Raw genomic sequence first — 26,108 nt, 5'->3', positions numbered from 1 at the left:
ACGTTAAGCGATTAAAACTCGATGCCTTCCTGCGGCTTTACGCCGGAGCGGAACGGGTGCTTGATCTGGCCCATTTCGGTTACAAGATCAGCCACCTCAATCAGCTCGTCCTTGGCATTACGGCCCGTGACAACCACATGCACATCGTTTGGCTTTTCGTTTTTGAAGAATTCCACCACCTCTTCAATAGGCAGGTAGTCATAGCGCAGAACGATATTCAGCTCATCCAAAAGCACCAAACGATGCTCGCCGCCGGTAATCAGCTCTTTAGCGGAATCCCATGCGGCGCGCGCCGCTGCAATATCGCGCTGGCGATCCTGCGTTTCCCACGTAAAGCCCTCGCCCATGCGCTTGATGGTGACCTGATCCTCAAACTTCTCCAGCGCCATGCGTTCGCCGGTTTCAATGCGCCCTTTAACAAACTGGACCACAGCCACCTTGTGCCCATGGCCAAGACTGCGGAAAATCATTCCAAACCCGGCGGTAGATTTGCCCTTGCCCTTGCCGGTATGGACAATCAACAGGCCTTTTTCGATGGTCTTGGTTGCCATGATCTTGTCACGGGCAGCCTTTTTTTTGCGCATTTTTTCAGCATGGCGAGCATCCAGTTCTTCCTGTGTCATCTCGGATTTTTTAACTGTCATAATTTGCCCCTTTTAATTCAGTTTGTAACGCCAATAGATCATAATGCGCACTGTTGCGTCGTGGGTTCCACAGGCCCCGTTCGATTGCCTCCAAAAAGCGATCAGTCATTTCCAGAAGCGCCGGTGTATTGTTCTCCCTCAAGAACGCCTGCACTTCTTCATTCACCAGATACGCCTCGTGGAGCTGGTCAAAGTGGTGGTTCTCAACCGCGTTGGTGGTTGCCCCGAATGCAAAAAGATAATCGAGAGTTGCGGACATTTCAAATGCCCCCTTGTATCCGTGGCGCATCACACCGGCGATCCACTTGGGATTTGCTGCACGTCCTCGAACCACTCTGCCAATTTCCTCGCTCAAACTGCGGATCACAGGGCGCTCGGGACGCGAATGGTCATTGTGGTAAACCTTGGGGGCTTCCCCCTTTAGAGTTTCCACGGTCGCCGCAAGTCCACCCTCAAACTGATAGTAGTCATCGGAATCCAGCAGGTCATGCTCGCGGTTGTCCTGATTGTGCGCCACCACATCAACGGTTTTCAAGCGCTCAGACAAGCCGTCCTTATCACGAACTCCCTGCACTCCAGCGCCATAACCATAACCGCCCCATTCAAGGAAGGCCTCGGCAAAATCGCTCCGCTCAGTCCAGATCCGCTCATCAATAAGTGCCTGCAGCCCAGCGCCATAAGCACCGGGTTTTGAACCATAGACCCTAAGGGATGCTCTTCGCTGCGCTTCTTTTGGCTCCACCCCCTTAGCTTGTAGCTGTGCTGCCTCGTTTTGAACACGTGCTGCGATGGGGTTGGCCTCTGCTGGCTCGTCCAGCTCGCTCACTGCCCGCACAGCACTGTCAAACAGGCTCACAAGCTGGGGGAAAGCATCGCGGAAAAAGCCTGAAATGCGCAGGGTCACATCCACACGCGGGCGCTCGAGCTTTGAAAGTGGGATAACGTCAAAACCGGTGACACGGCCAGAACCGGCTTCCCAAACGGGCGCCGCGCCAATCAAGGCAAGGGCTTGGGCAATATCATCGCCGCCCGTGCGCATATTAGCGGTTCCCCAGCAGCTCAGCACCAGCGAGGTGGGCCACTCGCCCTCTTCTTGAAAATGACGCAGTACCAGAGCCGCCGCACTGCGTGAGCCAATATCCCACGCCGTCGGCGTTGGCACTGAACGCACATCGACGGAATAAAAATTGCGCCCCGTTGGCAACACATCCGGCCTGCCACGCGTTGGCGCGCCTGAAGGTCCGGGAGGAACAAATCCTCCCGCAAGCGCTGTCAGGGCAGCAGAAATCTCCGCCTCTCCCGAAGCTTCAACCGCAGGCCCAATTTTGCTCTCCAGCTCTTCCAAAACGGCAGCGGTTGCAGTGAACCCGTGCGGCAGTGAAATGGACCCATTGATACAGCCCGCAGCCAACAGCTCAAGCCGTTCAACCGTATCTCCGTTTGAGCGCCAAGGGTCGGAGAGAACACCGGCCAAAATCTCCGGCTTACTCCCTGTCCAGTCCAGCTCGAACGGACAGTCCAGAGGGTCAAACCCTTTTAAATCCAAATCCTCAACAAGCGCCCGTAGTATACTGTTATCATTTGCATTTTTACCTCTTGAAATTCGAACTAGAGCCTGCTTCAAGTCATCAAGAAGTGCCCCGCGCGGGCTTTCACCTAAAATGTGAAGACCATCGCGGATTTGCATTTCCTTAAGGTCACATAAATGAGCATCCAGACGGGCGAGCTGGGTTTCCTCATCCATATCAACGGTAATGCCGATATCTTTATCAAGGCCGTGGCGGGCCGCGCTATTCAAGATCTCTTTAATAAGAACTTTCATGCGCCGCGGGTCTACGCCGCTGGCCAAATAAAACTCGTCCAGCAAGTTTTCCAGCTCCAGCGCCGCACCATGGCTTTCGGCACGTGAGAGCGGCGGTGTCAGGTGATCCACGATCACCGCCGAATTACGCCGCTTGGCCTGTGCCCCTTCACCGGGGTCATTCACAATAAACGGATAGATGTTGGGCATTGGCCCCAGTGCCGCTTCGGGAAAACACTCCTCACTCAAAGCCAGCGCCTTACCGGGTAGCCACTCCAGATTACCGTGTTTGCCAAGATGAATAACCGCATGCGCCTTCATCACATGGCGCACCCAGAAATACCACGCAAAATAGTGGTGTGGTGGCACCAGATCAGGGTCGTGATAGGTTTCTTTGGGGTCGATGTTATAGCCACGGGCAGGCTGAATACCAACGCTTACATTGCCAAAACCATGTATGGCAAGCTGGAAGCCTGCATCTTTTACATGAGGATCATTTTCCGGCGCTCCCCAGCGTTCACAAATTTTCTGCTTAACTGCTTCGGGAAGCTCTTCGAAGAATGTATTGTAGTGCGAAAGAGAAAGGATCTCCCCGTCCTTACGCTCACCCAAGGCATTGGTGGGACCCGCCAACAGGTGATCCATAAGATCGCCGGAGGTCTTAGGTGCGCCCTCAACATGATAGCCTTCTTTATCCAGCGCCCTAAGTACATTGATGCAAGAGGCTGGTGTGTCCAGCCCCACACCATTGCCAAGGCGACCATCTTTGTTGGGGTAGTTGGCAAGCACGATGACAACTTTTTTGTCCACCACTGCATTTGCCCCAAGCGCCGCCCAATTAGCGGTCAGCTGCGCCACAAATTCCATACGGTCAGCTTTTGGAACAAACCGTACAGGCGTGGACTGGGTGGCCTCGTCATAAACGCCTTCTTCCTTGAAAGAGACGGCTCTTGATAACAGGCGCCCGTCCAACTCCGGCAGAACAACATGCATGGCAAGATCTCTGGTGGAAAGCCCTTGATTGCTCTCCGCCCACCCCTCTTGCGAGGCAGAGGAAAAGATCACTTGCAGAACTGGCTTTTGCGGCGCATCCAAAATGGTACCGCTATGCTCCTGCCCAGCCTTCGACAGGGCAAAGGCCGTCGCATTCACCACCACATCCGGATTTGCCTGTTCGAACAAACTCGTGACAACCTGCGCGCACTCTGCATCCTTCAAACTGGAGACATAGATAGGCAGTGCGTTCACGCCCTGTTTGTGCAAGGCATTCACCAAGGCCTCAACAGGGGCCATCGCTCCGCCTTGCAGCAATGCGCGGTAAAAGACGAGAGCGGCAACCGGTTTTTTATCAGTGCCCCAACGGCCCTTGAGGTCGGCAAGGCTCGGCACAGCGTGTCCGGCCAGATACAGACCCGCTTTTGGCAGTGGCCGCGCCTCTTCGGGCTCATCACTTACAAGTTTGAGGCTGTGGGCTGCATAGTGTAAAGCGCCGTGCAGATTGTCCGGTCCACCTTCCACGCAGTATCGCCAGATACGGTGCGCCACATCCAGCGGAACACTGGAGCGCTTGGCAAGTGTTTCATCCCACTTGTCATCTCCGGGAATAAAAACGGTTTGCAGCCCGTAGCCACGGGCCAGCTCCTCAAGGCGCTCTACCCCATAAGTCCAGTAGTCCGCTCCGCCCAATAGGCGGGCAATAACCATTTTGGACTTTAAAAGGGTTTGCTCTGTATAAAGATCTACGGAAAAGGGATGGGACAGCGCCAACAGACTTGCAAGGCGCAGGCTGAATGCATGCCCCCCACGCTGAAAAGCTTGGGCAAATCCTGCAAGTTCCGTATCCGCAGAGGAAAGAACAACAATATCAGCGGGAGACTGTGCCAGATCGACAGCCTCATCCCCTTCATCAATACGTCGGGTTTGCCCCGCCAGAATATGCATTGGTCTTATACAGGCTCACTTGCTTTCAAGGCCGTTTTCACTGCCTCCAGATCAAACTTTGCAAGGCCGATAACCACCAGCTTGTCCTGCATTTCACTTCCCGCAGAGAACCACGCTTCCACACGCGGGCCAACGGCCTGCACCATCACAGGCGCGGGCTTTCCTGCAACGCGCACAACACCCTTGATCCGTAAAACTCCGGAAACCGCCATAGCCTTGGCAACGCTTTCCTCAATGTCTTTCAGGTTTGTGAAACTGCCAGTGGACACAACAGTGCTGTCAAAGTCATCATGGCTATGATCGTGATGATGGTGGTGATCATGATCGTGGTCATCATCATGGTGGTGGTCATGCTCTGCATGGTGGGCTTCATGGTGCGAAAGGCGTGCATGCATATCATCTTCCGCGCCCGCATCGCGGCCCAGCAGAACTTCCAGAGCCAGATCGCCCTGTCGTGCAGGAACAATCTCCACTGCATCGCGCAATCTGGCACCAAGGCTCTTTTTCACTTCTTCAAGCGCTTTATCGGAGACCAAATCAGCTTTGTTCAACACGACAAGATCAGCGCAGGTGAGCTGATCCTCGAACAGCTCTTCAACAGGGCTTTCATGGTCCAGCGCCTCATCAGCTTTTCTTTGTTCGGCAACTGCCTCTTCATCACTGGCCACACGGCCAAGCGCAACAGCAGGTGTATCCACCACTGTCACAACGCTATCCACGCTCACAAGCGGCTTCACTGTAGGCCAGTTGAACGCCCGCACAAGCGGCTGCGGCAGGGCAAGGCCTGAAGTTTCAATGATAATGGCATCAGGGCGCGGGTTACGTGCTAGCAGCATTTCCATTGTGGGCAGGAAATCATCTGCAACCGTACAGCAGATGCAGCCATTGGCCAGCTCTACCACTTCCTCGGCGCTACACTTGGGGTCGGCGCACCCGTTCACCAGAGAGCCATCAAAGCCCATCTCGCCAAACTCGTTCACAATAAGCGCGATCCGCTTGCCTTCAGCTTTTTCCAGAAGGTTGCGCACAAGGGTTGTTTTACCAGCCCCCAAAAATCCGGTCACGATAACAGCCGGGATTTTGGTGGTAGGTGCTGCAGAAAATGAAGGGGTCACAGTCGGATCTCCGGAGAATTATTAGGTTTAAGCTGTAGGGCTTGGCCAGCCGCGACAAACACAACCGTGTCGCAAGCCTCCGCCACTTTTTGATTGAGGCGGCCGGCTTCGTCGCGAAACCGGCGTGCCAGCGCATTTTCTGGGACAATGCTCAGCCCCACCTCATTGGATACAAAGATGAGGGGGCAAGCACTGCTGCTTATGATTTGGATCAGCTTGTCGCTCTCCTCATCAATGTTGCGCTCGCTATGCATAAGGTTGGAAAGCCAAAGGGTCAGGCAGTCCACAAGCAGCACGCGCCCCTCCTTTGCGTTTTTGGCAAGGCATAAGGGCAAGCCCAGCGGCTCTTCAAGGGTCATCCACCCCTGCCCCGCCCGCTGGCTCTTGTGCGCTTCAATTCGAGTACGCATTTCCTCATCAAAGGCTTGGCCGGTTGCCACATAAAACGCAGACAAGCCGCTCGAAAGTACCAGCTGCTCGGCATAACTACTTTTGCCGGAACGGGCGCCGCCTAAAACAAGAACGGATTTTGCTTTGGTCGTTAAGCTCACCCGCGTTTTCCTTGCCCCTGCAAGAAACGCGGGTGCGCTACCTTGGCATGGGAAACGCTGGCAACAGTCAGGACCGGCTTTGGCAGCCCTTCGAAAAATCTCATTTATTCAAACTCCCTGACTGTCCACCCGACAGCAATTGAAGGTTTATCTCTCAGCCGGTCTCCTGGCTCGCGGATTTTAAAAGCAAATCAGCCTTCCCAGCTTCCGATAGACGCCAGTGGCATGGATATGTTTGCTTCACTCCGCTTACAGTTGCGGGGGCAGCTGTGGCTTTACCGGCTTTTATACCGATCACCACATTCCCGTTTCATTTTTGTCCAAGGCGTTCACAAACAACTTGATTTATAAATTGCCCTAGCAAAAAAACTGAAAGAACTTGCTCCATAAAGGGGGGTGAAGGGCCTTTGTGTCAATCATCCCAATGAATAGACATGGGGCACACTGACAAAAAGCTGCGTAAAACCGCTCATTTCAGCCTGAAAATAATCGAAATAATAATTTCACCCACAGCAAATCTGCATTTTCTTTCCACAATCACAAGATTTTATCAAAAACAGGCTTGGCAAACCCCATCGGCTTTTATAAAAGCTGGCTCACACAAACGGCGACGGTTCGTTTCGATAAGAAATGATCCCCGGTAGCTCAGTGGTAGAGCAAGCGACTGTTAATCGCTTGGTCGCTGGTTCGAATCCGGCCCGGGGAGCCATTCTTCGTTTGTGATATAAAGCCTGAAAGTGGCAAGTAGGTTACCTAGTAAATTGCTAGGCAAGCTCGATGATCCCCGGTAGCTCAGTGGTAGAGCAAGCGACTGTTAATCGCTTGGTCGCTGGTTCGAATCCGGCCCGGGGAGCCATTTTCCGATTATAATTCAGATCCCAAAGCTTGGTTTATTTATATAATCGGTTTATAGGGTGTCTGAATAAGGTATTCCCCGGTAGCTCAGTGGTAGAGCAAGCGACTGTTAATCGCTTGGTCGCTGGTTCGAATCCGGCCCGGGGAGCCACGTTTTCAAATCCCCCCCCGTTATATTTTTGCCTTGATCACGGAAAATTTAACACGCCGTCATCCAATGTGCATTCAGCCTAGATTAACTAACAGGAACAAAACTCTACGTATTTTGTTCTGAAATGCTGAACTCTTTCATTTCATCACCCAGCTGAAACGTTTCACCTCTACAATTCCTAGTACATGGAACAGCCCCCCCATTAATTTACCTTAGGGAAATAAGGGGAATTCCAACGCATTGGCTTCGAATTGGGACCATCCACCAAACTTCTTAAATAATAAAGGGTGAGATCGAAATGTTACCGGGCGCAGTAAATCACAGCCAACTTTTTGCGGTTCGCCGCTTAACACGCACGTTCCTAGCCCTCTTTCTATTTCTTGGGCTCGCTGTCATTGCAAGAGCTGGAGATAAAGAAAGCCCTGTAACCAAAAACATCTCCCAGACGGGTATCTCGAAAGACGAGACCACAGAAACGCACGTTTCTGAAAAGGGAACAGTTTCTGCGCAGACATATCATCAAGTTGTTGTCTCACCGCCAAAGTCCAACCCTGACGCCGACCCTTTCGACAGCCCTTTCAACATTTGGCTGGGCGAAGTGACACTCCAAGGACGCACGACACTTTGGGTCGAACTTATTGATGAATATGGCGAAGTTATTTACGATTCAGAAGTCCACCCCAATGAAACGCATATGCTGCCAGATGGGCGGGCCCTTGTTGTCAATGAGTACGCCTCTCCCAACCCATCCGCCACAACACTCGCCAGCACCAAAGACCAGAGCAGAGTAACACCGGACGCCAAAGTATCCGTAAGTGTCCGCAGTGCTTCCAGCACCAGCACTGGCACGCAAGTCCATTTCATAGATGTGAAACAACAACCTGAGGCTGGCAAGGAGTCTTTTCTCCTGAATCTTGGCCGAACGGGTGACGCGCTATGGAACAGGCTTACCTCCTATTTTTAAATTCTTTTAAGGGAAAACCCATTGGGGATTCCCTTCAGTTCCTTTAAAGCTAAAGCTGAAGTTTACGCTAACAATCAACCCTTGGTATATTTTACTAATATTCCCTTGGTATCTGTAATTTTATACTACCACTTTCCTGTCTATGGGAGACTGTCCCTTGAGAGGGCCTGCACCCCGTTATACTTTCCAAGGCCAACATCTAAACCGAACTTGCACAAAGCGCGTTCACTCAATGAAACGCCAACAGTTTGCCACCATTTTACACGAGGTCCCGATGGATATTCGAAATTCCCTAACCGAGACAATCGGCAACACTCCTTTGATCAAGCTGCGCAAGGCCTCAGAGCTAACCGGTTGTGACATCTACGGTAAAGCGGAGTTCATGAACCCCGGGCAATCTGTAAAAGACCGCGCAGCCCTGTTTATCATCGAAGACGCTGTCAAGTCGGGACGCCTTAAACCGGGCGGAGTTATTGTTGAGGGGACCGCTGGTAACACCGGCATCGGCCTAGCCTTGGTTGGAAATTCACTGGGCTTTCGCTCTGTCATTGTTATTCCTGAAACACAAAGTCAGGAGAAGAAAGACATGCTGCGGCTGGCGGGCGCGGAACTGGTTGAGGTTCCTGCCGCTCCCTACAAGAACCCCAACAACTACGTAAAGATTTCTGGCCGGATTGCGCAGCAACTGGCCCAGAGCGAGCCCAATGGCGCTATCTGGGCCAACCAGTTTGACAACACCGCCAACAGAAACGGTCATATTCAAACAACGGCTCCGGAAATCTTTTCCCAAACCGACGGAAAAGTAGATGGGTTCATCTGCGCTGTTGGAACAGGGGGCACCCTTGCAGGAGTTGGCATGGGGCTGAAAGAGAAAAACAGCGATATTAAAATCGGACTGGCTGACCCGTTTGGAGCGGCTCTTTACAATTACTATGTCAACGGTGCCCTAAAGGCAGAAGGCTCCTCCATTACCGAAGGCATCGGCCAAGGCCGCATCACGGAAAACCTGAAGGATGCACCCGTTGACATGCCTTTCCAGATCTCTGACCGTGAAGCCCTTGAAGTTGTCTTTGATCTTTTAGAAAACGAAGGCCTGTGCCTTGGCGGATCTTCAGGCATCAACATAGCCGGAGCCATCCGCATGGCAAAAGAAATGGGACCGGGCAAAACCATTGTCACCGTTCTATGTGATTACGGCACCCGTTATCAGTCAAAGATGTTTAACCCGGACTTCTTGCGCAGCAAGGATCTTCCCGTACCCGCTTGGATGGAAAAGAAACCAACAGTTTCCATACCTTTTGAAAACGTGGATGTGTAAACAGTGGGATTAAGCCCACAGTCTTAAAGGCAAGATACGTGAACTGTGGTATCCATGTAGCTTAGGAGTTGAGCTACATGGATTATTGGTCAGAATTTCTTCCACTTCTTCCCTATATTGCGATTGCCTTCTATACGTTGGCAGCCGTGTGCGCTGCCCGTGAGGTCATGTGGAGCAGAACTTCACAGGGTAGCATTGCATGGCTTATTTCGCTTTTCTTTCTCCCTTTTCCCACGGTTCCTTTGTACTTCGTCTTTGCCTGGAAGCACTTTGGTGGTTACGCAACCATTCAAAGGGAAAGAGGAAATTTTGAAGATGATATTCAAAGCCGCCACGGCGCAATGGTGGACCACGCGGCCAATGAGCAATGGCCTGTTCACACTCGCATTGCCCCTCTTCCTTTTTTAAAAGGTAATAAAAGTCATCTACTTATTGATGGAGAGGCGACGTTTGCCTCCATCCTTGAGGGTATTCGCGGCGCTAAAGATACGATCCTGTTCCAGTTTTTCATTGTCCGTGATGACGCTCTTGGCGAGAAAATTGCCGATGCTCTTATTGAACGTGCACAAGCCAATGTGCAGATCTTTTTCCTTTATGACGATATCGGTTCACGTACCCTTTCCAATGCTTATATCTCCCGATTAAAGAGCGCCGGAATTTTCATCAGCGGCTTTAACAAGCGTCACCGCCTGTTACGTATGCTGGGGCCCATGCGCCTCAACTACCGTAACCACCGCAAAATTGTGGTTATCGACCACGACACTTGCTGGGTTGGCGGGCATAATGTGGGTGTGGAGTACCTTGGACAAGACAAGCATTTTGGCCACTGGCGGGACACGCATGTCAAAGTTACCGGCCCCGCAGCACTTGCCGCCAGCCTGTCCTTTGCCGAAGACTGGCAGTGGGCAACAGGCTACCCATTGGAACTGGACCCGCCCAAAGACATCAATACGCATGAGGGCGAACCCATCCTTGTGATGCCTACCGGCCCGGCTGATCCACTAGAAGATTGTGCGATTGCCTTCGTTGAAACAATTTCCCGTGCCCGTGAACGGCTCTGGATTGTGAGCCCCTACTTCGTACCGGGACGTGAGGTTCTCACCTCCCTTTATGCTGCTGCGCTGCGCGGTGTTGATGTGCGGATTTTGCTGCCGCGCAAAGCCGACCACCGGCTGGTCTGGCTCGCCAGCTATGCCCACGCAGATGATCTGGCAAGCCACGGAATTAAAGTTTACCGCTACCTAGAGGGATTTTTACATCAGAAGGTTGTTCTGGTTGACAATGTACTTGCAAGCATTGGTACAGTTAATTTTGATAATCGTTCGTTCAACATCAACTTTGAAATTACCCTGTGGTTCACGGGAAAAGAAACAATTCAGGAAACGGCATCCATGCTGGAAAGAGATTTCAATGACGCCAGACGGACCGATTCTCTAGAGCTTTATAACCGTCCATATCTCTTTCGCGTTCTGGCTCAAGCAGCAAGGCTCTTCTCACCTGTTCTTTAAACCGTAATATTCTTAGTTTACTGGAGTTTGCATGACCCAAGAAATTTTTCTGGACGAGCCTTACCTGCGCACCTGTGAAGCCACTGTCCTTTCCCTGACAGAAGACGACGGCGTTATTCTTGACCGCACCATTTTTTACGCCACAGGCGGGGGGCAGCCGGGAGATACGGGGGTTATTGAGCGCAGTGACGGGGAACGACTGGAAGTTACAGCCACATCCCGCAGCAAAGACCGTTCCCAGATAGTCCATAGTGTTTCACTGGCCAGCACCCACCTGCAGGCAGGCGACAAAGTGACGCTGCATATCGACTGGGCCAAACGCTATAAGCATATGAGAATCCACAGTGCCTTGCACCTTTTGTCAGTTGCTCTCCCCTATCCCGTAACCGGTGGTCAGATCGGTGAAGGCAAGGGGCGTCTGGACTTCTGCCTACCGGATGTTACTGTGGGGAAAGAAGAGATAACAAATCAGTTGGCAACTTTAATCGGTCGGGATGAGCCTATTACTGTGAGCTGGATTATCGAAGAGCAGCTAACGGCTAACCCCAATCTGGTAAAGACCATGAGCGTGAAACCTCCAATGGGTGCTGGGGCTGTCCGCCTTGTAAAAGTTGGCGAGGATACAGACTTGCAACCGTGTGGTGGAACCCATGTATCCACGACTTCGGAAATCGGAACGGTATCCGTTGATAAAATAGAATCCAAAGGGAAACAGAACAAACGGGTTCGTATCTCCCTTGCAGATTAACTAAAACCCTAGGGGGCCAGAAATGACGACAAGCTGTATGGTTACGACACAGTGGCTGGAAGATCACTTGGGGGCGCCGGATCTGGTGGTGCTTGATGCTTCTTACTACCTTCCAGCCATGAACCGCGATGCAAAGCAGGAGTATGATGAAGCCCATATTCCCGGAGCTTTGTACTTCGATATAGACCAGCACAGCGATAAAAACTCCCCCCTTCCCCACATGTTGCCAGAGGCCCATGTTTTTTCCTCTGCCATGCGAAAAATGGGCATTGGCGATGGGATGACTATCGTTGTCTATGATGGTATGGGCCTGTTTTCTGCAGCCAGAGTTTGGTGGATGTTTCGTATCTTTGGCGTGGAGCAGGTCTTCGTTCTGGATGGTGGTCTGCCAAAGTGGACACAGGAAAACCGCCCCCTGACCAGTCAGATCAGACAGCGCAATACCCGCCATTTCACTGCACGTAAAAACAACCTTCTTGTAAGCGACATGGCTCATGTTCAACGGGCATTGAGCGAAGGGTGCTGCACCGTTCTGGATGCACGCTCACAAGACCGGTTTGAAGGACAGGTCCCTGAAGCACGGGAGGGTTTGCGGGCAGGCCATATGCCCGGCGCTAAAAACCTCCCCTTTGGCCAGCTTCTAAAGCCGACTGGCGAGCTGGAAGACCCCGCAACACTTCAAGCTATATTTGCCGAGTTCGACATTGACATCAATACAAATGTCATCACGACTTGCGGGTCTGGTGTAACAGCCTCCGTTATATCTCTCGCCCTAGCCCAAATTGGCCATAAACAAGTGTCAGTATACGATGGCTCTTGGACTGAATGGGGTGGCCACCCTGAAACGGATGTTGCCACAGGACCAGCATAAAGCTGAACTCTGACGATTTTAACTTCAATACACTCTGGAAAGAGGCCACTATTGGCTTCTTTCCTGTCAAACTCATATCTGTTTCATCACTCAATTATGCCTGGACCCTGACGGTTTACAGGTCCTAAAGCTATTTACTTCAAGATACTCCGAGTATTTCTTCTGTGAGAAGCAAGATGAAAAGAAGTGTTGTTGCTCTAGCCCTCATTATGTTCACCGCAATCGGATCTACCGCAATAAACCGAGCAAAGGCTGATGATCATAAGCTGAACAGGCCCTACTCTTTGCATGACAGTTGCGAAAGGCTTTTAGGGAACCGGGAAGCGACCGAGAGAACCTATAAGTTTGTGCTCAGGCGGAAAGAAAAAGGCGTTGAACCCGTGGTGCCGTTAAGCGATATTCAGGCCCAAATTGATGAGCTTAATTCCCTAGGCAAACAAAAGGGCTGCGATTGGAGCATGAAGAAAAACTCACAGGCGCCAAACAAAAAGCCCCCCTTTTCAAGGCCAGATTCAGGGTCCTAATCTGGGCCTCCCAAAGTTGAAACAGCAGTTTCCGCTTTACACTCCAGGAGCGCACACAAGTACTGAAATTAACTGCCCTATTTCCCAAACCTGTCAAAAGCAGTCTTGGGCATTTTGCCTCCCGATAACCGGCCCATGACGGCTGGACGCGTTCCAGAAAGGTGCTCCGCAGTTTCAATTTCCAGAGCCTGTATCAGCCCCGAACGCGGGTGCTTACTCATCAGGCTTTGAAGACTTGATCTGCCAATCCTGCGCGCCCCCAAACTAAAAACATCACACATGGCACCACGGGATAACAAATGAGCGACCGCGCCGTGGGTGCGGGCGGAGACGTAAAGGTTCATATGAAGAGAGATGGCATCTCCTATACCTCTTGCTTTTCGTTCACAGTGGCCACAGGAGATCAAATGATCACGCGAGCGTTTGCCTCCCGCAACAGCAAAGCAGCATGCACTCACATCAACGGGTCTCTCTTTCACAAGGCCCGTATCATGCAATATGGCAGCGGCGAACAGTAATTCCCTATCCACATCCAGCTTGGCATACCTGCCCAAAAGCGCCCCGAAATAATAGGTACGCCAGCTATGGTCCAAAAGGCTCTTGCTGTGAGTTTCGCGAGCAAAAGACAAGCTGTCTTCAACGAGGGCGGTTTGAGGAGGCAGCAAGTCTTCCAGCGAGGCTTCAGTGCGGGATATCCGGCCAAACTTGTAGAGAGCTTGATCCTTTGCCTCCAACAGTCCCATTCGGGCGACATTACCAAACAAACGCACCTTCTCCCAATTCGTCAAACGCCCTTTGTCATAGGGAGCTTGGCGCTCGCTCCAAGCCAGCGTTCCCATCATCGTTGAGCTCGGCTCATTCTCCCCACTCACTTTCAGCATTGTACTCCCTTTCCTTTGATATTTTGTACTGTATCGCATAGAATGAAGCAGTCAAATATTTATTTGCGAACTGGCACAATAATGAAAACACCAAAACCCAGAGGGCGTCCGCGCGCATTCGACCGCACCGAGAAACTGGAAATTATCCGCAACACCTTCTGGAAGCAGGGGTATGAGGCCACAAGTCTGGACCAGATCGCACTGGCAACAGACCTCAAGCGGCCAAGTCTTTATGCGGCGTTCGGCAGCAAGAAAGACATGTATCTTGAAAGTCTGGAGGACTTTGCCACTTTTATGGAAGTTACTCTCGTTTCCGGTGTCACAGCCCGTATGCAACCTGATGATGCCTTGAAAGCAGTCTTCTCCCGCGCAATAGAAATTTATTGCGCAGCAACTGATACAGCAGGACCATTGGGCTGCATGGTCGCAGGAACAGCTCCAGCCCCCTCGGCATATGATGATCAGATACGCAGCACTCTTGGCTATATCATGCAAAAACTGGACACACAGCTGAGAACTTTTCTCGAGGTCTCCTTGAAGGATGACGGTCCGACCCTGTCCAAAGAGCCGCAAATGGCCTCGCACATTCTGGGTACGTTTTTAAATGGGCTCAGCGTACGTGCAAGGTCCGGCCAACCTGCAAGGCAACTGGAAGAAACAGCTCATAGCTTGATAGATTTGCTCTTTCAAAACAAAGCTCAGAACATTTAGCCGGAGGCCTATTACTCAAAAACACAGCCGCCGCATTTTACTGCGGCGACGATTTTCAAAAACTCTCTATTTCTTGCTTTTGCTCAAGAAGGCCATAATGCGCTCTGTTGATTCCTCGCTCCCCAATGCGAAAGCCATGGCATCTCTTTCCCGGTCCAACTGATCAAGGAATGCCTGCTCTGTTGGCGCATTGATCATCTCCTTGATGTTCCCAATGGTTCTTGCAGGAGAGGCAGCAATTTTATCGGCCAATTCACATGCCGTGGAATATACTTTATCGGCATCTGTCACGGCATTGACCACGCCAAGTCCATAAAGCCTGTCAGCAGTAATGGGCTGGCCCAGCATGCACAGCTCTCCCAAAAGCTGTTTCGGCAAAGCACTATGCAAGTTGGCCGTTGCACCTCCATCCGGTACCAAGCCCATTTTCACATAGGCAATGGAAACTTTTGCAGCCCGGTCCATAACGACAAAATCACAGGCGACAGCAAGGGAAACTCCGGCTCCGGCAGCCCCGCCCTCCACTGCGGCAATCACCGGCTTCTTAAGCTTGCGTATGCCACGAATGATATTGTGAAAGATGTCAATGCTTTTGGAGCGGTCTTCTATGGGCATGTTCCGGCGTTTTATCAGCCCGTTCAGATCGCCTCCCGAACAAAAGTAGCCCCCCTCACTGCACAGAACGATTGAGCGAATGCTGTCATCCTCTTCCGCCTCAGTAACGGAATGCATCAGTGCCTCATAGTAGGGAACAGACAAGGCATTGCGCCGCGACACGTTTTTATTCACGATCACCAAACGGCTCTCTTCGCGCCTAACTTCTACCAGATCACTCGACATGTCTTTCTCCTTTACTGTCCGCCTACCCATTTTGGGGAGACATTTATGACTGCGCTCCTCCCAAGTGAGCTCCCAAACTCACGAGAACGACAGATGTTTACCCTTTCCGCCCTACCTGCGAAAAAGAAACTTACTGAATGCCCGTAAACTATCAGAACACGCAGTCATTTCAAGATGCAGGATGTTTTTCTAGTATGCGGAATTTTCTAATTTGGTTAATTTCAAAAGCAATTCGGATACCTTTTTCAAACTGCCACTTTCCTTATTCTAATCCTTAACCCACTATAAATTAAGGGGTCTCTCAGATTATCATTAAAGCCAGATAAGAAGCTCCCCCTCGCCTTGGTAAAGTTACTGAGGATGCGGGGACAGGAAATTCTAAGACTATTGCTGCAATTTTTGAAGTGAATAAAACGCATCAACGCCGCCTCTTGAGAATAGAGGCGGCGTGGCGGGTAAAGGCTCCCCTTCCAGATTAGAGGCCTTGTCCTATGTAAACAGGAAGTCCGATTGGGACAAATCGTCTGCTGAAACATCCGTCAACGTAATCTGGTTGCCTCCCTCATAGGTGATGACAGTGCTGTAACCGTTGTCTGCGGTATCATCAGCCACTTGCTCGATTGTCAGATCATCATAGGAGAGGTCGGGGAAATCTGCCGCATAAAAGCGGATCGTATCCTCACCAACGGTGAAGTCGGTTACGGTGTCGTTGCCGGCATTGGCCTCGAATACGAAGGTGTCAGCATCACCGTATCCGGTCATGGTATCATCGCCTTCGCCGCCGAAGATATGATCTTTGGCGTCGCCGCCTTCAATCACGTCATCGCCGCCAAAACCATACATGTAACCTTTGGCTTGAGTATCATGAGTAACCGGATTTTTGGCATACATGGCATCGCCGTAGTTGGTGCCGACCATATACAGGTCGCCAGCTTCTTCTACTTCCTGACCAATCATGAACTGGCCGGAGTAGGCTCCGGTCATCAACATAGTCTGACCATCTTCCAGTCCCATGCCGTCAAGGCTGTCTTGCAAGGTAATATCCGCGCCGGTGTCGGGGTCGGTATTCACAACCTGAGACAGGGCGTCGTCACTGATCCTATCGCCTTCGTCATCGTGGTAGTGGCCCTCATGATAGGTCACCGAGAACGCGGTGTTCATGATCCCCGCTGCGATGTCTTTGGCAATGGTTGTTTCAGAGGCACCGGTAGCCGATGTTTCCTGCAGATAATCAATCAAGTCATGGTCAAAGTGCATCTGGGCAATCAAGCCGCCATTGCCCTGCTGGGTCACATCACTCCACAGCTCATAGGTGCCGCGGCTTTCGTTAATCATGCCTTTGAAGTAGCCAAGGGTATCGCCGTCAGTCAAAGTAGCGGTGTAGATGAACTGGTCTTCAAGCGGATTGAAGTCCTTCATGGAGACATAGTCACTGGAATCGGTCACCGTATAGGTGTTGTCACCGTCACCGGAAATGGCGTTTGACAGCGCTTGGGTAGCAAAGCTTCCAGCTACGCCGAACATAACTCCTAACATGGGGTTGGCCATGCCAACCATTTCCAATCCCATTTGAGCGATTTCCAGACCGGTTTCCGCACCCTTTTCCGCGCTAAATCCTCCCCAGTCAAAGGGTTGACCATTTTCTCCGTAAAGATAATCGGCCTGCATGCCGCCAGTAATGATGGTATCGGCACCAGCACCGCCATAGACCGTATCAATATCCGAGCCGGTCCTTTCGCCTACGTGGATGTAATCGTTACCATCGCCGCCGTAGATAGTATCGCTGCCTCTACCAGCTGAGATCCAGTCATCGCCATCGCCGCCATAAATGGTGTCATCGCCATTGCCAGCAGATATGGAATCATCGCCAAAGCCGCCATAAATCAGGTCATCACCGCTGCCTGCATTGATAGTATCATTATAGGACAGGTTAGGGTTAAAAGCTGTGTCGATGTAACTAGTATAATCCTTATCGCTATTCCAGGAAACGACATCGAGCGGCGGACTATCGGAAGTCTCAAAATCACCATAAATGGTATCATCGCCTTCACTTCCCAAGATCGTATCGTCCCCCGAGCCACCGCGTAGAGTAACGTAGGAGTTATCTCCTTTATCTGGAACATTTGAGACGTCAATGGTGTCGTCTCCAGCTTCTCCATCAATTTCAATCTCGATTGCGTTGTGATAATTTTGGGAGTGCTTTAAGTCCACCCGCATGGAATCATCGCCATCACCAAGGAAAGAGTGAACGGATTTAAGCCGGCCATCACTATCTGCCTTGTTCCACTTAATATAAAAGTCGTCGTCTCCGCCTTTTCCGTAGATATAGTAGTTTATATTCCAACTGTATGTAACATTATTACCTGACCAGACTTCACTGTTATCGTTATTATTGCCGTTGTAGGTTTTAGTTTTACCAGCCATGGTTCTTCTCGTTTCATTCTTAGAGTTTAGAAAGATTCTGCTGTGAGGTAGCCACTACTATTGCAGGAGACCTGAACCAGATTTTTTACTTTCTACGTCGTCTTCGAAAAACACAGTTACTGATTTATTGACCGGAGACATCACGTTCAAATCAACTAGAAGTGCCGGAGACACACGTGAATGTGAGTGAGAATAAGAAAAGTAACGCTAGGTTACTCTATTCTTTATAGCAAGCAAGTGGTTAACTGGCCGTGCTGGTAACGCCGAGCCAAACCTGCCACTCTTTCAACTTAAAATATAAATAAAAATTTAAATTGTACTTATATTTATAGAGCTATCTCTAATTGATTAAATGAAGAATTCGTAAACTCTATGGCGCTGCGTCTACTTAGTTATCAGTTGGAAACGGCCTCATTCCCAACTGACTTTTCTTATTGAAGGGTTACATTTATACCTTTGGAAGCGCTTAGCAGAGAAGTTTTAAATTCCAATTCCAAGGTCACGTAGAAACCATCTTGCTATCCCCGTGCCGAGCCGCAGCCATTTCATCGCGGGGCGACAGAATGGTCTGTGCACTCTCCTTATCCTTTGCGAAGTGTTCGGTGCTCTATACGTTTTTCAAATGTGCCCTGACAAATACGGTCAACAAAGATGCCGGGGGTGTGAATCTGGTCGGGATCAACCTCCCCTGTCTCCACCAGTTCCTCAACTTCCACCAGTGTTACCTTGCCCGCTGTCGCCATCATCGGGTTAAAATTGCGAGCTGTTTTACGGTAGACTAGGTTTCCCTCATGATCCCCTTTCCAAGCCTTAATAAAGGAAAGGTCAGCTGTCAGGCCAGTTTCCAAAATATAGGTTTCCCCATTGAAATCCTTGTGCTCTTTTCCCTCGGCGATCACTGTTCCCACACCTGTTTTGGTGTAAAAGCCTGGAATTCCAGCACCTCCAGCACGAATACTCTCCGAAAAAGTTCCTTGCGGGCTAAACTCAAGCTCCAGTTCTCCACCTAGGTACTGCTTGGCAAACGTTTTGTTTTCTCCCACATAAGACGCAATCATTTTTTTAATCTGCCGCGTAAGCAGCATGATTTCAGGCCCCAAATCATCAACACCACAGTTATTTGATATAACAGTCAGTCCTGACACTCCTGAATTACGCAGTGCTATGGAAAAATTCTCGGGTATTCCACAAAGACCAAAGCCACCAAACATTACAGTCATTCCATTAAAAGGAAGGCCTTCAAGCGCCGCAGTTGCTGACGGGAAAACTTTATTCATTACGATCTCCCTTTAGGTTTACATTGCACACGCAAATAAGAGAAAGCGACGTTTAAGGCGGGCATTATTGTAAGCGACCCATAGAGTTACAAGTAAGTTGGATACCGCAATCTAGTTATGAAACCATTAGACTGCTCCATAAAACAGATGCCACCTCTGTTCGGCTAGGAACAGAAAGTCCTCACGAAACGGCCGGACAAATAGGCAGTGACTATTGCCTTTGATTTTCTGGAGAAGGCCAAGGTCAAAATGGCCCTCAAGCATAGAGGCATATAACCTTGGCCAAAAAACCGACAAAATATATTTATTTTTCTGAGGCCAACAAACATACCGCAATTGGCAGATGCAAACTAAACCAAATCAGGGTCAGCTATTCACAGATCGTTTTCCTGCAATGATACTCTACCCATTAAGGTAACAGATAGAGCCAAGTGAAGGGAGGTTCACTTGTTATGCATGATGTTTTCATCTGTGATTATATCCGCACGCCAATAGGACGTTTCGCCGGGTCTCTTTCCATGGTGCGGCCTGATGATATGGGGGCTTGGCCAATTAATGCTCTTATGGAGCGAAACTGCTTGACTGACTGGTCTTGTGTGGATGAGGTGATCTTCGGTTGTGCCAAGCAAGCAGGAGAGGACAACCGCAATGTGGCGCGAATGTCGGCACTGCTGGCCGGGTTGCCGGAAACAGCTGAAAATGTGGCCGCGGAGTTTTGTATTTCCAGAAGTGATCAAGATGCTTTTGCGCTGCGTTCCCAGAAAAAGACGGCAACTGCACAAGCCTGCGGGCGCCTTGAAAAAAATTATCCCTGTCTCCGTATCTCAACGAAAAGGGGACCCTCTTTGGGTAACACAGGATGAACACCCAAGGCCGGGAACAGCACTAGATGCGCTTGCCGCTTTGAGAATTCCATTCAAAAAAAATGGCTGCGTTACAGCTGGTAATGCATCGGGTGTTCATGATGGCGCAGCGGCCCTCCTCCTCGCGTCAAAAGACGCCGTCGAACGCCACGCACTCACACCAATGGTTAGAGTTCTCGGAGGGTCTGTCGCAGGTGTTGCTCCGCGCATAATGGGTTACACGCCGGTTCCGGCAACAAAAAAACTGATGCGCCGCCTTGGACTATCCGTAAATGAGTTTGATGTGATCGAGCTCAATGAAGCATTTGCCTCACAAAGCCTAGCAGTTCTCCGAGCTCTGAAAGTAGAGGAAGATGCCGCTCATGTTAATCCAAATGGCGGCGCAATGGCTCTTGGTCATCCCCTAAAGCAATGAGGCGCAACGCTGAATCGATTGGGGATTCCCAATCAGGTTGATTTGTGATTCACTCCTTTTAGGGAGGAGATCACATGGGCCGGCCACTTTCACTTGATTTACGCCTTCGCTTTAAAAGGCTCATTTTATCCGGGATGAGCGGGCGTGAAGCAGCACGCCGCCTGCTGATCTCTCCAGCATCAGGATCTCGCTTGGCCCGTAAAGTTCGGGAGGGGCAGAGTTTAATCCCGGTCAGGACAGGGCGCCCAAAGGGAGGCGGAAAATTGGAGCCCTACCTCTCCTTCTTGCGCGAGCTGGTCAATCAAGACGGAGATATCACGTTGATGGAGTTATGTGATGCACTTTTCATGGCTGAGGGAGTGAGGGTTCACCATACTTCCGTCTCCAAGGCTTTGCGCCGTCTTGGCTACACCTATAAAAAAAATCGTTGGTGGCAACCGAGCGTGGCAAACTCCATGTACAAAATGCCAGAGATGAATGGCGCCACACCCGTCAGCCTATAATGCGTGATCTGCCTGAGAGACTGGTGTTTCTCGATGAAACCAGTGTTAAAACGAATTTAACCCGGCTGCGAGGCCGAGCCTTTAAAGGGGAACGAGCCCTTGACACAGCGCCGTTTGGACGCTGGCAGAACCAGACCTTTATCGCCGGTTTGACCCACGAGGGACTCATTGCGCCCTGGGTTCTGGACGGGGCCATGAATGGCAAGGCATTCACCACTTATATCACGACACAACTGGCTCCATGCTTGCACCCTAAAACGGTGGTCATTCTGGATAACCTGTCCACACACAAAGTTCCAGAAGCCGCAAGGGCCCTCAGACAAAGCGGGTGTTGGTTCCTTTTTCTGCCGCCCTATTCTCCTGATCTCAATCCTATCGAAATGGCGTTTTCCAAGCTCAAAGCACACCTACGCAGAATGAAAGCCAGAACCTTTGAGACCTTGATAAAGGCTCTGGGTGACATATGCGATCTGTTCACACCCCAAGAGTGTTGGAATTACTTCAAGGCAGCTGGATATGTTTCAGTATAAAGGCTCAAGACTATAGGTATGTCTGGTGCGCGAATACTAGGAACAGCCGCACTGGAGTTAGTTTTGAAAGACCAAAACTTAGCTCTCGCCACCATGTGCATTTGAGTTGGACAAGGGATCGCAGTCGCACTGGAAAGGGTTTAGTACCTGAAACACCCCTTTCTAAGTAGCTCTGTATATAAGCCTTTTGAGTAGAGCCGAAAGACCACGTTACCTCACTCAGTATTGTAAATACCTGAACGCAAAAACCGTGAAGTCGAAAAGGCCAGCTCGTACTTACGCACATACCTTTTGAAGAAAGACACGGCTTTGTAAAACATATAAAAAGGCCCGCTCGAAAGCGGGCCTGAAACAACTGGTTGACACCCGCGGTGTCTTAGTGGTGCAGGATTTGAGAGAGGAACAGTTGCGTTCTCTCGTGCTGCGGATTGTTAAAGAATGCTTCCGGCTCGTTCTGTTCAACAATCTGGCCCTGATCCATAAAGATCACTCGGTTTGCAACTTTACGAGCAAAGCCCATTTCGTGGGTTACGCAAAGCATGGTCATGCCTTCTTCAGCAAGACCAACCATCACATCCAGAACTTCCTTGATCATTTCAGGATCAAGGGCAGATGTTGGCTCATCAAACAACATGATCTTCGGGTTCATGCACAAGGAGCGAGCAATAGCCACACGCTGCTGCTGACCACCGGAAAGCTGACCTGGATACTTGTTGGCCTGATCCGGAATTTTCACCCGCTCAAGATAGTGCATGGCAATCTCTTCCGCTTGCTTTTTCGGCATTTTGCGGACCCAGATTGGGGCCAGTGTACAGTTTTCCAAAATGGTCAGGTGCGGGAACAGGTTGAAGTGCTGAAAGCACATGCCCACTTCCCGGCGGATTTCATCAATCTTTTTCAGATCAGATGTCAGTTCCGTTCCATCAACGATGATCTTACCGGCCTGGTGTTCTTCAAGGCGGTTGATACAGCGGATCATAGTAGACTTACCCGAACCGGACGGGCCACAGATAACAATCCGCTCACCGCGCATAACCTTCAAATTCACATCGCGCAGCACGTGGAAGTCACCGTACCACTTGTTCATGTCCTTCAGTTCAATTGCAACATCCGTGTCGGAAATCTGCATTTTAGAGCGGTCTGCCTCTACTGCTAAATCAAGATCACTCATAGTATTCTCCAAATTCTTATCTTTTGATCAAGGGCCGGCGTTTAGTTGCGGTGTCCGGTATTCAGCTTCCGTTCCAGATACATGGAGTAACGGGACATGGAGAAGCAAGCGATAAAGAAGAACACAGCGACAAACGCGTAGAGTTCCACCACAATACCGTTCCAGTTAGAATCCGCCCGAATAGGATTGATAATTCCCAATGGATCTTCCAGCCCGATAATAGCAACCAAGGTCGTGTCCTTGAACAGACCGATGAATGTATTCACGATGCCGGGAATCGAAATTTTCAATGCCTGAGGCAGAATGATCAACCGCATGCTCTGCCAGTATGTCAAGCCAAGTGCATCAGCAGCTTCATATTGCCCTTTTGGCAGAGCCGCAAGACCACCGCGGATCACTTCTGCCATATACGCAGAGGCAAACAGGGTCACCATGATCACAACACGCAAGATAATGTCGAATGTGGTTCCCTTTGGCAGGAAGTAGTTGAGCAGCATGGATGCCACAAACAACAACGTAATCAAGGGTACACCGCGAATGAACTCGATGAAGCCCACGCAGATCCCCTTAAGCAGAGGCAGGTTGGAAACGCGGCCAAGCGCCAGAAGAATGCCAAGCGGCAAACTAAAGGAAATACCCGTTACACCGATGATGATGGAGAGCAGGAAACCGCCGAACTTGGAAGATTCCACGTGCTCCAGCCCAAGGCCACCCCACAAAAGGAAGTAGGCAACAATCGGGTAAAAGGCAGTAAAGATAAGGAGATAACGGCGCAGCGGCAGTTTCTCGAACAGCACCGGTGCCATTGCCACGAACAGCAGCACAAATGCAAGGTTAGGACGCCAGCGCAGAGCCTCAGGATAGTATCCATAGACAAACTGACTTAAGCGCTTGTCAATCACAGCCCAGCACGCACCCTCAGCAGAAATAGCACGGCACTCTTTCAAGGAGTTGGCATTGACAACAGACTTAAGCACTGCCCAATCAATAATTCCGGGCAAAGTCCACGCAACAAAGATTATTGTCAGCAGCGTAAGAACCGTATTGAGGGGTGAAGAAAACAGGTTTTCTCGTGACCACCCCAGTGCCCCTGTTGTGCTGACAGGAGCAGGCTTTGGTTTTTTAAAGTCACTCGCAACTTGGGCGATAGTAGAAGTATTTATTGGCATCCTATCGCTCCCTTAACTTTACTGTTTCGTTGTACATGTTCATCACAAATGAAATCAGCAATGACACAACAAGATAGAACGCCATGAGTAGAAGCATGGCTTCCATTTCGCGCCCTGTCTGGTTCAGCGTAATGCCTCCCAGAGTTCCAGTGACATCCATGTACCCAACAGCAATGGCAAGTGAGGAGTTTTTAGTAAGGTTCAGATAATTACTGATCATCGGGGGAATGATGATACGCAATGCCTGTGGAAGAATAACCAGCCGCATAGTACGGCCAGGGCGCAAACCAAGTGCGTGTGCGGCTTCTGACTGTCCTTTACTGATAGCCTGAATACCAGCGCGAACGATCTCAGCGATGAAGGCACCTGTGTACATGGAGAGAGCCAACCACAAAGCAATAAGAGAGTTATACGCTTGTATTCCGCCTTTGTAGTTAAAGCCCTTCAGTTCTGGTACATCAACGCCAAACGGTGATCCCATAGCAAAGAACGCAAGTGTTGCTGGTACAACAAGGATTCCCAGACAGATCCACAATACGGGTAAGGCCTGACCTGTTGCTTCCTGTCTGGCTTTTTCCCAGCGACGGAAGAAGAAGATGCCGACAATAGACGCGGCGAGAACTGCAAGAACAACACCGGCACCATTTTCCATCGTTAAGGAAGGGAAATAGAATGCGCGGTTGGTGGCAACAAAGTACCCTCCAAACATCGGTTCCGCCTGTTTTGGAGACGGTAGGAGTTCGATAAACACTGCATACCAAAGGTAGATCTGCAGCAAGACAGGAACGTTGCGCACGCCTTCAATGTAAACGGTCATCAATTTGGAAATGACCCAGTTTTTTGAAAGGCGCAGTACACCTGCAACAACTCCGATGATGGTTGCTGCGATACACCCAAGAAACGCCACAAGAAGGGTATTTAAAATACCAACGAGAGCCGCCTTCCAGTGTGGTGACTGAGTACTGTAGTCAATTAGGCTCTGATTGATCCTATAACCAGCTTTATTGAAGAGGAAGCTGAAGTCAAAAGTCTTCCCCATTGCGGCAAGGTTTTCAATAACGTTGTTGATGAGGAACGTCCCAAACAACATTACGACGATAACTGCGATTGTTTGTATTGTGTAGGATCGATACCGGGAATCTGTCCAAAGCATCCCCAGCCGAAACCTCTCCTCGTTTCGGATCGTTGCTACGCTCATTTACTGCCCGCTCTATATTTTTTTATATTTTATTAAAAAGGCGCTGGCTTTTGACGCCAGCGCCTAAGGCTTGTAAAAATTAACGGAAAGGAGGCGCGAAGATCAGGCCGCCATCTTTCCACTGGGCGTTCAGGCCGCGAGCCAGACCCAGAGCTGTGTTTTCACCCAGATACTGCTCGAAGATTTCGCCATAGTTACCACCTGCCTGAATAGCTTTCAGGGCAAAGTCGTTGTTAAGGCCAACCATTGCACCGTAGTCACCGTCAGTGCCCAGCAGACGCTTCACTTCAGGATCCTTGGAGGACTGAGCAACTTCTGCAGCGTTTTCTTTGGTGATGCCTTTTTCTTCAGCAATGATCAGTGCATTCAAAGTCCAGCGTGCAATGTCCGCCCACTGTTCGTCACCTTGACGTACGAGGGGACCAAGAGGCTCTTTGGAAATGATTTCAGGCAGAACAAGGTGCTCTTCCGGGTTTTCAAATGTGGCGCGTGTTGCGGCCAGACCAGAAGCATCTGTTGTGTACACATCACATGCGCCGGCAAGGTAGTTCTGCTGGGCTTCTGTGAATGTTTCAATCGGCAGTGGCTCGAAGTTGATGTCGTTGCTCTCAAAGAACTCGGCAACGTTCAGCTCGGTTGTTGTACCTGTCTGGATACAGATGGTTGCACCGTCCAGCTCAAGAGCGGATTCAACACCAAGGGATTTAGGGACAAGGAAGCCCTGACCGTCGTAGTAGCTAACGCCGATGAAAGTGTTCTTCAGGTCCGCATCACGCTGGAATGTCCAAGTAGTGTTGCGGGACAGAACGTCGATTTCACCAGAAGCAAGCGCGGAAAAGCGGTTCTTACTGGTCAGTGGAGTGAACTCAACAGCGTTGGCATCGCCCAGCACTGCAGCGGCCAATGCACGGCAATAAGCTGCATCAAAGCCCTGACGCTCACCGCTATCGTCCACATACAAGAAGCCAGCAAGACCGGTATTCACACCGCAGTTCAGCTTACCGCGGGCCTGAATGTCTTCAAGAGTTGTGGCGGATGCGGCACTTGCTGCAGCCAAGCCAAGAGCTGCGCCCAAAGCGACTGGAAGGAAATTGCGTTTCATTGAATTGGAGCCTCTCCTGTTGTCCAATTATTT

Annotated in this window: 20 protein-coding genes, 3 tRNA genes, 1 pseudogene and 1 riboswitch; of the genes and pseudogenes, 12 read left to right on the top strand and 12 right to left on the bottom strand. The window is 50.5% G+C overall.

The genetic code is table 11. From position 1 onward, the window contains the following. Nucleotides 1-11 precede the first annotated feature (11 nt). From cobO to cobU, 4 genes are read right to left on the bottom strand one after another with little or no spacing between them, the layout of a single operon-like run. Entirely contained in the window at nucleotides 12-623 is a 612-nt protein-coding gene (gene cobO / locus P6574_RS06935; protein WP_405048132.1) for a cob(I)yrinic acid a,c-diamide adenosyltransferase, read from the bottom strand. Nucleotides 624-633: 10 nt separating this feature from the next. Continuing rightward, nucleotides 634-4,386, bottom strand: coding sequence for a cobaltochelatase subunit CobN (cobN, locus tag P6574_RS06930; protein ID WP_310619630.1), 3,753 nt, complete (start codon nucleotides 4,384-4,386; stop codon nucleotides 634-636). A gap of 5 nt (nucleotides 4,387-4,391) precedes the next feature. After that, nucleotides 4,392-5,501, bottom strand: coding sequence for a cobalamin biosynthesis protein CobW (cobW, locus tag P6574_RS06925; RefSeq protein WP_310619629.1), 1,110 nt, complete (start codon nucleotides 5,499-5,501; stop codon nucleotides 4,392-4,394). After that, complete coding sequence (gene cobU / locus P6574_RS06920; protein WP_310619628.1) at nucleotides 5,498-6,052, bottom strand: bifunctional adenosylcobinamide kinase/adenosylcobinamide-phosphate guanylyltransferase; 555 nt, start codon at nucleotides 6,050-6,052, stop codon at nucleotides 5,498-5,500. Before cobU ends, cobW begins: the two co-directional genes overlap by 4 nt. Nucleotides 6,053-6,192: 140 nt before the next feature. Next, nucleotides 6,193-6,411: riboswitch (cobalamin riboswitch) on the bottom strand. A gap of 275 nt (nucleotides 6,412-6,686) precedes the next feature. Between cobU and P6574_RS06915 the strand changes: the two genes are divergently transcribed. From P6574_RS06915 to P6574_RS06875, 9 genes are all read left to right on the top strand, one after another. After that, nucleotides 6,687-6,761, top strand: a tRNA-Asn gene (locus P6574_RS06915). Between the two features lie 72 nt (nucleotides 6,762-6,833). Continuing rightward, nucleotides 6,834-6,908 (top strand) — tRNA-Asn (locus P6574_RS06910). Between the two features lie 75 nt (nucleotides 6,909-6,983). Beyond that, nucleotides 6,984-7,058 (top strand) — tRNA-Asn (locus tag P6574_RS06905). A gap of 298 nt (nucleotides 7,059-7,356) precedes the next feature. Beyond that, entirely contained in the window at nucleotides 7,357-8,022 is a 666-nt protein-coding gene (locus tag P6574_RS06900; protein WP_310619627.1) for a hypothetical protein, read from the top strand. Between the two features lie 274 nt (nucleotides 8,023-8,296). Continuing rightward, nucleotides 8,297-9,340 carry a cysteine synthase A gene (locus P6574_RS06895; RefSeq protein WP_310622115.1) on the top strand — a complete coding sequence of 348 codons (1,044 nt, stop codon included), beginning with the start codon at nucleotides 8,297-8,299 and terminating at the stop codon, nucleotides 9,338-9,340. A 77-nt stretch (nucleotides 9,341-9,417) separates the two neighbouring features. Then, nucleotides 9,418-10,848 (top strand): cardiolipin synthase, encoded by a 1,431-nt coding sequence (cls, locus tag P6574_RS06890; RefSeq protein ID WP_310619626.1) that lies wholly within the window; start codon nucleotides 9,418-9,420, stop codon nucleotides 10,846-10,848. Between the two features lie 31 nt (nucleotides 10,849-10,879). Beyond that, nucleotides 10,880-11,596, top strand: coding sequence for an alanyl-tRNA editing protein (locus tag P6574_RS06885; RefSeq protein WP_310619625.1), 717 nt, complete (start codon nucleotides 10,880-10,882; stop codon nucleotides 11,594-11,596). 22 nt (nucleotides 11,597-11,618) lie between these two features. Continuing rightward, entirely contained in the window at nucleotides 11,619-12,467 is an 849-nt protein-coding gene (gene sseA / locus P6574_RS06880) for a 3-mercaptopyruvate sulfurtransferase (protein WP_310619624.1), read from the top strand. Nucleotides 12,468-12,643: 176 nt separating this feature from the next. Next, complete coding sequence (locus P6574_RS06875; protein ID WP_310619623.1) at nucleotides 12,644-12,991, top strand: hypothetical protein; 348 nt, start codon at nucleotides 12,644-12,646, stop codon at nucleotides 12,989-12,991. A gap of 77 nt (nucleotides 12,992-13,068) precedes the next feature. Here P6574_RS06875 and P6574_RS06870 read toward each other — a convergent pair whose 3' ends face one another. Further along, nucleotides 13,069-13,872, bottom strand: a complete 804-nt coding sequence (locus tag P6574_RS06870) for an HD domain-containing protein (protein WP_310619622.1) — start codon at nucleotides 13,870-13,872, stop codon at nucleotides 13,069-13,071. Between the two features lie 81 nt (nucleotides 13,873-13,953). Between P6574_RS06870 and P6574_RS06865 the strand changes: the two genes are divergently transcribed. Further along, nucleotides 13,954-14,583 (top strand): TetR/AcrR family transcriptional regulator, encoded by a 630-nt coding sequence (locus P6574_RS06865; protein ID WP_310619621.1) that lies wholly within the window; start codon nucleotides 13,954-13,956, stop codon nucleotides 14,581-14,583. Between the two features lie 66 nt (nucleotides 14,584-14,649). On the opposite strand, the gene P6574_RS06860 is transcribed toward P6574_RS06865, so the two are convergent. The 3 genes from P6574_RS06860 to P6574_RS06850 all read right to left on the bottom strand — a co-directional run bounded on the left by P6574_RS06860 (nucleotide 14,650) and on the right by P6574_RS06850 (nucleotide 19,124). After that, nucleotides 14,650-15,423 (bottom strand): oxepin-CoA hydrolase, alternative type, encoded by a 774-nt coding sequence (locus P6574_RS06860; protein WP_310619620.1) that lies wholly within the window; start codon nucleotides 15,421-15,423, stop codon nucleotides 14,650-14,652. Nucleotides 15,424-15,912: 489 nt separating this feature from the next. Continuing rightward, on the bottom strand, nucleotides 15,913-17,847 hold the full coding sequence (locus tag P6574_RS06855; protein WP_310619619.1) for a calcium-binding protein: 1,935 nt from the start codon (nucleotides 17,845-17,847) through the stop codon (nucleotides 15,913-15,915). A 581-nt stretch (nucleotides 17,848-18,428) separates the two neighbouring features. Further along, nucleotides 18,429-19,124, bottom strand: coding sequence for a CoA transferase subunit A (locus P6574_RS06850; protein ID WP_310619618.1), 696 nt, complete (start codon nucleotides 19,122-19,124; stop codon nucleotides 18,429-18,431). A gap of 452 nt (nucleotides 19,125-19,576) precedes the next feature. Here P6574_RS06850 and P6574_RS06845 point away from each other — a divergent pair. Further along, a pseudogene (locus P6574_RS06845) lies at nucleotides 19,577-20,393 on the top strand (thiolase family protein); the annotation flags it as partial. Nucleotides 20,394-20,476: 83 nt separating this feature from the next. Then, nucleotides 20,477-21,435 (top strand): IS630 family transposase gene (locus P6574_RS06840; protein WP_310619020.1). Its coding sequence is split into 2 segments (ribosomal slippage): nucleotides 20,477-20,818 and nucleotides 20,821-21,435, totalling 957 coding nucleotides; the frame shifts between segments, so codons are not numbered across the junction. A gap of 376 nt (nucleotides 21,436-21,811) precedes the next feature. On the opposite strand, the gene P6574_RS06835 is transcribed toward P6574_RS06840, so the two are convergent. The 4 genes from P6574_RS06835 to P6574_RS06820 all read right to left on the bottom strand — a co-directional run bounded on the left by P6574_RS06835 (nucleotide 21,812) and on the right by P6574_RS06820 (nucleotide 26,075). Then, entirely contained in the window at nucleotides 21,812-22,606 is a 795-nt protein-coding gene (locus P6574_RS06835; RefSeq protein WP_310619617.1) for an amino acid ABC transporter ATP-binding protein, read from the bottom strand. Nucleotides 22,607-22,647: 41 nt separating this feature from the next. Further along, a complete protein-coding gene (locus tag P6574_RS06830; RefSeq protein WP_310619616.1) occupies nucleotides 22,648-23,775 on the bottom strand; it encodes an amino acid ABC transporter permease in 1,128 nt (375 codons plus the stop codon). Between the two features lies 1 nt (nucleotide 23,776). Further along, nucleotides 23,777-24,973, bottom strand: coding sequence for an amino acid ABC transporter permease (locus P6574_RS06825; protein WP_310619615.1), 1,197 nt, complete (start codon nucleotides 24,971-24,973; stop codon nucleotides 23,777-23,779). A 79-nt stretch (nucleotides 24,974-25,052) separates the two neighbouring features. Continuing rightward, complete coding sequence (locus tag P6574_RS06820; RefSeq protein WP_310619614.1) at nucleotides 25,053-26,075, bottom strand: amino acid ABC transporter substrate-binding protein; 1,023 nt, start codon at nucleotides 26,073-26,075, stop codon at nucleotides 25,053-25,055. Between the last annotated feature and the right edge of the window lie 33 nt (nucleotides 26,076-26,108).

Source organism: Pseudovibrio sp. M1P-2-3 (genome assembly GCF_031501865.1).
GTDB lineage: Bacteria > Pseudomonadota > Alphaproteobacteria > Rhizobiales > Stappiaceae > Pseudovibrio > Pseudovibrio corallicola.
The sequence above is the reverse complement of the archived record's forward strand: the minus strand, read 5'-3'. Positions and strand labels throughout refer to the sequence as shown.

Excerpts from the sequence above, each read along its gene's own strand:
- P6574_RS06895 (WP_310622115.1), top strand. The coding sequence starts at position 8,297 with ATGGATATTCGAAATTCCCTAACCGAGACAATCGGCAACACTCCTTTG.
- P6574_RS06860 (WP_310619620.1), bottom strand. The coding sequence starts at position 15,423 with ATGTCGAGTGATCTGGTAGAAGTTAGGCGCGAAGAGAGCCGTTTGGTG.
- P6574_RS06830 (WP_310619616.1), bottom strand. The coding sequence starts at position 23,775 with ATGCCAATAAATACTTCTACTATCGCCCAAGTTGCGAGTGACTTTAAA.
- P6574_RS06870 (WP_310619622.1), bottom strand. The coding sequence starts at position 13,872 with ATGCTGAAAGTGAGTGGGGAGAATGAGCCGAGCTCAACGATGATGGGA.
- sseA (WP_310619624.1), top strand. The coding sequence starts at position 11,619 with ATGACGACAAGCTGTATGGTTACGACACAGTGGCTGGAAGATCACTTG.
- P6574_RS06900 (WP_310619627.1), top strand. The coding sequence starts at position 7,357 with ATGTTACCGGGCGCAGTAAATCACAGCCAACTTTTTGCGGTTCGCCGC.
- P6574_RS06855 (WP_310619619.1), bottom strand. The coding sequence starts at position 17,847 with ATGGCTGGTAAAACTAAAACCTACAACGGCAATAATAACGATAACAGT.
- P6574_RS06820 (WP_310619614.1), bottom strand. The coding sequence starts at position 26,075 with ATGAAACGCAATTTCCTTCCAGTCGCTTTGGGCGCAGCTCTTGGCTTG.
- cobN (WP_310619630.1), bottom strand. The coding sequence starts at position 4,386 with ATGCATATTCTGGCGGGGCAAACCCGACGTATTGATGAAGGGGATGAG.
- P6574_RS06825 (WP_310619615.1), bottom strand. The coding sequence starts at position 24,973 with ATGAGCGTAGCAACGATCCGAAACGAGGAGAGGTTTCGGCTGGGGATG.
- P6574_RS06865 (WP_310619621.1), top strand. The coding sequence starts at position 13,954 with ATGAAAACACCAAAACCCAGAGGGCGTCCGCGCGCATTCGACCGCACC.
- P6574_RS06875 (WP_310619623.1), top strand. The coding sequence starts at position 12,644 with ATGAAAAGAAGTGTTGTTGCTCTAGCCCTCATTATGTTCACCGCAATC.
- cls (WP_310619626.1), top strand. The coding sequence starts at position 9,418 with ATGGATTATTGGTCAGAATTTCTTCCACTTCTTCCCTATATTGCGATT.
- P6574_RS06835 (WP_310619617.1), bottom strand. The coding sequence starts at position 22,606 with ATGAGTGATCTTGATTTAGCAGTAGAGGCAGACCGCTCTAAAATGCAG.
- cobO (WP_405048132.1), bottom strand. The coding sequence starts at position 623 with ATGACACAGGAAGAACTGGATGCTCGCCATGCTGAAAAAATGCGCAAA.
- P6574_RS06885 (WP_310619625.1), top strand. The coding sequence starts at position 10,880 with ATGACCCAAGAAATTTTTCTGGACGAGCCTTACCTGCGCACCTGTGAA.
- P6574_RS06850 (WP_310619618.1), bottom strand. The coding sequence starts at position 19,124 with ATGAATAAAGTTTTCCCGTCAGCAACTGCGGCGCTTGAAGGCCTTCCT.